2 protein-coding genes and 1 pseudogene are annotated in these 4,314 nt (G+C 62.9%); 2 read left to right on the top strand and 1 reads right to left on the bottom strand.

Annotation, left to right across the window (positions count from 1 at the left end):
- Both J0I79_RS34010 and J0I79_RS34005 read left to right on the top strand, forming a co-directional pair.
- Positions 1 to 393, top strand: a pseudogene (locus tag J0I79_RS34010) (serine protease); the annotation flags it as partial.
- Between the two features lie 205 nt (positions 394 to 598).
- Complete coding sequence (locus J0I79_RS34005) at positions 599 to 2,371, top strand: hypothetical protein (RefSeq protein WP_292870233.1); 1,773 nt, start codon at positions 599 to 601, stop codon at positions 2,369 to 2,371.
- Positions 2,372 to 2,533: 162 nt separating this feature from the next.
- On the opposite strand, the gene amrB is transcribed toward J0I79_RS34005, so the two are convergent.
- A complete protein-coding gene (gene amrB / locus J0I79_RS34000) occupies positions 2,534 to 4,249 on the bottom strand; it encodes an AmmeMemoRadiSam system protein B (RefSeq protein ID WP_292870236.1) in 1,716 nt (571 codons plus the stop codon).
- Between the last annotated feature and the right edge of the window lie 65 nt (positions 4,250 to 4,314).

Genomic DNA, 4,314 nt, shown 5'->3' with positions numbered 1-4,314 from the left:
TACCAGGGTTACTACGGCTCGGTCATCCCTTGGGATCTCGGCATCATCACGCTGAAGCAGGATGTCGGCACCAACCTCGGCTGGCTGGGTTATGCCAATTATGACGATCTCGGCGATTTCACCGCCAATCTCGTCGGCTATCCCGGCGACAAGCCGATGGGCACGATGTGGAAGGCCAGCTGCGAAGTGCATGCCGAAAACATCGCTCCGGAGTATTTCCAGTATGACTGCGATACGTTCCCGGGATCGAGCGGCAGCTCGGTCTATGCCTATGACAACAACTCCAAGCAGCGTATCATCACCGGCGTCAACGTGGCGGAAAGCCCCGAAGCGAATACCGCCGTGCGTTTGAACGCCGCCAACGTGCAGTGGATCAACAGCCTGTATAAGTAATCGCGCCTTTTCGGCGCGGATGGAGGCGGCGGGCCTGGCCCGCCGCCTTTTTCATGCCGCGCCGGGCCGTGCGGCTTCTCTTGCATGCGGCCGGATCGCCCACTACGCTTGACCGGCCAAGGGGTTGGCCATCCAAAGGGGGTGAAGCATGGCGCGGGCAAGGGCAATGCTGGGGATAGCGGCGTCATTGATGCTTGGAGCGTCGATGCCCTCGCTGGCAGTCGCCGATCCGGCCGCGTCCAGCGATGGCGCCTGGGCCGAACGGGTGCAGATCCTCTACCAGGCGGACACAAAGTCGGTCGTTCGCCGGATGGTACGCGTATGGGATCTCCATCCTGAGAAGAACCTCGACTTCGTGTGGGAACCGGCGGCGGGCCAGTCGCCCGACCGCACGATCGCGCAGGACGGCACCGTCAACGGCCGGGGCAGGCTGGTGTGGCGGGTGCGCGGCTCGGCGAGCTATGATCCGAAAACCATCTATTCCAGCTATTTCGGTGACGTCGCAAACGGCCGGCCCGATGGGCAGGGCCGGCTCGAACTGCGGTCGGGCGAGGTGTTCGAGGGTCATTGGCTCGCCGGCGAACTCGACGGGAAGGGCATCCATGTCGATGCCGACGGCAACCGTTATGAAGGGCAGTTCGTCAACGGCGTTCCCAACGGCGAAGGCCGTCTGCTGTCGAAGACCGGTGAAATCTTCGTCGGCTCATTTGTCGGCGGGCTGAAGAACGGCAAGGGCCAGACCCGGCTTGCCGGCGGCACGGTCTACGCATCGCAATGGGTCATGGGCAAGGAGGTCGGCGGTCCGCGACCAGACGTGCTGGCCGACGCCAGGGTCGGGGGGCTCCTCAAGGCGCAGGCGGGCGGCGGCGACGCGGACAAGGTCGAGATCGGCGTCATCGTGGACCAGCGCATGACGCAGCAGGCCGACACGAAGTATCAGCATCTGGTGCGCGACGAAGACATCGCGATCTATCCGGAAGACAATCTCTACAACGACGCCTGGAACGGCACCGGGACGATCAACACGACCAATGTCTATGAAGGCCCGAACTGGGAGGACACTCCCGCCTTTGCCGAAGTCGACCTGAACACGACCGACCAGTCCAAGGTCAAGCTCGACAGCCTGGAAATGAAGGTCGCGGCCAGCGACGCCTACCGCAAGCCGATGCTGTCGCTCTCCGAGCATTTCGGCTGCATCGGCTTCCGGCCGGATTTCTCGGTCATCAACAATGGCTGGGGCGACGCCAAGGACATGAAGATGTCGATCCAGTTCACCACGGTGGACGAGGAAGGAAATCCCACCGGCCAGCCGAGCCGGATGTTCACCAAGGACATCGGCGATTTCGGCGAAGGCGTCGACGTTTCGATCAAGAGCGTCCTCGACGACGCCGGCGTCGATACAGCAAGCCTTGAGACAGGGCGTTTTCCCTGTCCGTCCGTGGACAGCCTGAATGTCTGCCGCAGCCAGCTCACCAACAAGATCAAGTTCGGCGAGGTCGGCGACTATCTCGGCAATTTCAACCAGGCGATGACGCTGAACGCGATCGGCAAATTCGATTATTCCTGGGCGGACGATGAGGGGCATGTCTACCAGCAGAGCGAGCCATTTCGCGTGCAGATGACGATGGCGGTTTTCGAGGTTCCCGAATCGATGGCCGAATGCGGTGACGGTGGTGGCGGCAGCCCGGAAGCGATGCGCTACCAGAACATCGAGTTCCCGATCGGCAAACATGATTACACGATCGCCATGCCGGTGCGCGGCAACAAGACGGTCAGCGCCTATACGGCACGGCTGAAGATGTGGTCGGCAATGTCCTCGATCCACCGCTTCAGCATCGCCGCGCATTTCGCCGACGGCAGCGTGCGCGAGAGCAAGCCGGTGAGCTTCTTCTATTTCCGGCCGAAACAGTCGCTGTTCGAGACCAGGACCGAGCCGGCGGCGTGTTATCTGCCACGCCAGATGATCGGCTGCGGCTAGGGTGTGCTGATATTCAGGTGAGGCCGGCCTGCAAACGGTCGATACCTGCGCTTCCGGTGCTCACGTACGAAAAGTACGCTCCGCTCCGGTTCTCGGTATCAACCGTTTTCGACTCGGCCTGACCTGAATCTCAACACACCTTCATGCCTGGCGTCGAAACGGCTACTTTCGCCCCATTTCGAAATAATTCGGGAGCGGAATGAGGCGGGTGAAGATCGTGCCCTGGGGAAAGACACGCAGTTCCAGCATCGACCCCGACGAGCGCTCGGCTTTCTGGTCGAACAGGAAATTGCCGAGCGAATAGACTTCCGCCACGTCGCCACCGGCGAGCGGCACAATCGCCTCGCTCGAGACATGCGGATGGCCGCCGACGATCGCGGAGACGCCGCGCAGCCGCATCTGGTCGGCCAGCATCTCCTCGCGCGGCGACGGTTCGGTCTTGTACTCGCGGCCCCAGTGGACGAAGGCGACGACGGGGCGCTGCGCGTTCTCGTGCAGCAGCCGGTCGAGCAGGGCCGGGGTCAGGAGATCGGTGTTCTTCGAGCCATTGGTGTCGATGTCGGTCAGGCCGACGAGATCGAGATCGGCAAGCGCCAGCGTCTCGCCCTGGCCGAAATGCGGAATGCCGGCCTCCGCGAGCGCGCGCAGCGTCTCGGCATAGCCCGACGGGCCGAGGTCATAGGCGTGGTTGTTGGCGAGGCTGACGCCGGCGACATGCAGCTTCTTCAGCATGTCGACGGCGAGGCCCTCCGGCATCGCCAGTGTCATGTCGTCGATCGCCTCCGGCACGTTGGGGAGGATGACGCCTTCCAGATTGACGATCAGCGGCCGCGCTCCGGTAAGCGAGAGGATGGCGTCGACGATCCGGTCGGCAACGCCGTCGCGCAGCAGGATCTTCTTCATGGCTCGGCCGAAATTCACGTCGCCGGCGAGATAGTAGATCTTGTCTTTGGGGCGAGCCGGATTGTTGAAGCCGGGGCCGAAGGCACCGAACAGCGCCACAACATAGCTGGTGGTGCGGTCGACATAGTCTGATGTGTGTTCCTGCGAGTTCTCGTTGGCGACGACCAGCGGCTGGGCGCCGAACAGTTCGCGCTGCAGCCTGGTCTGGATATAGAGCGCGCCGACGGAATCGGCGTGGTCGGGCTGGCGCAGGGCAGCGATGCCGTCGAGCGAGCCGGCGGCCAGCATGTTCAGTGACTGCTGGTCGAAGCGGCGCGCCTCGTGCTGCGGCAGGTAGTGCGAGAAGTCGGTGGATTCGACGATCAGCGTGTCCCGATCCACGATTGGTTTCAGCGCCTCGGCCAACCGATCCCAATCGCCGCGCTTGGCCTTCACCGACATCGCCACCGGCACGATCCTGGCCTCAGGGAAATAGTGATGCAGGAAAGGCAGCATGGCCCGCACGCCATGTTCCTTGTCGAACAGGCAGGACTCCTCGACCATGTCACCGTTCTTCTCCAGCAGGCGCACCGCATCGGTATCGGCCGCCACCGGGCCAAGCACGGTGTCGAAGCCGCGCGAGGACGTGGCGTAGAGCTTGTGCGTCTTGTGGAAATGGTCCGGCGACAGGATGACAACGCGCTTGTAGCGGAAGCCGGAGGCGGCGTGAAATCCCAGCGCCACCAGATCGGCCGCCAGCAGATGATGCGGCACGGTGATACCGGTCAGCCGCTGGTTGGACGGTTGGACACTGGCGACGCTGGCGATGGCTGTCTTGAACAGTGTCGCGTCGTCGTAGAAGGGCGGGAAGTTTTCGGTGCCAGGTGGGCAGACGATGGGGGCGGCGAAGGCGGGGAGGGCGAACGAGAGGCTGACTACGAATATAAGTAGAACAATGGCTTGCGCCCAGGCCCCCCTCTCTGTCCTGCCGGACATCTCCCCCTCAAGGGGGGAGATTGACAGTTTCGTCGCCGGCTCGTCCTTTGAAACGTCGATGATGG

Origin of the sequence: Mesorhizobium sp., from assembly GCF_017306585.1 — a bacterium.
Taxonomy (GTDB): domain Bacteria; phylum Pseudomonadota; class Alphaproteobacteria; order Rhizobiales; family Rhizobiaceae; genus Mesorhizobium.
This window is presented reverse-complemented; position numbering and strand designations above follow the sequence as displayed.